The sequence below is a fragment of the Caulobacter sp. 602-1 genome (assembly GCF_003931565.1).
GTDB lineage: Bacteria > Pseudomonadota > Alphaproteobacteria > Caulobacterales > Caulobacteraceae > Caulobacter.
Genome location: NZ_RRYI01000142.1, coordinates 1 through 288, shown reverse-complemented (window position 1 = coordinate 288; position 288 = coordinate 1). Strand labels below are relative to the sequence as shown.

Sequence of the window (288 nt, the reverse complement as noted above, 5' to 3'; positions counted from 1 at the left end):
ATGGCGAGACGCGGTCGCGTTGACCGCGTAGCGGCCAGCTTCTAGCTCTGCCCGCGTCATGACCACCCGTCCGGTACAGTTCCGAGTCTTGCTCGCCGCGCTCGCGGCGATGCTGGCCCTGTTCGTCCAGGCGCTGACGCCGGCCGCGGCCATGGCCCACGACCTGCGCGAAAGCGGCTCGGTCATGGTCATCTGCTCGGCCGAGGGCTCCAAGGTCGTCATCCTCGAGAAGGGCGGCAAGGTCAGCACGGCCCCAGCCAAGGGCTTCATGGGGCTGAAATGCTCCAA

At 67.7% G+C, this 288-nt stretch carries 1 pseudogene; it reads left to right on the top strand.

From position 1 onward, the window contains the following. Window positions 1-58: 58 nt before the first annotated feature. Window positions 59-288, top strand: a pseudogene (locus EIK80_RS25620) (hypothetical protein); the annotation flags it as partial.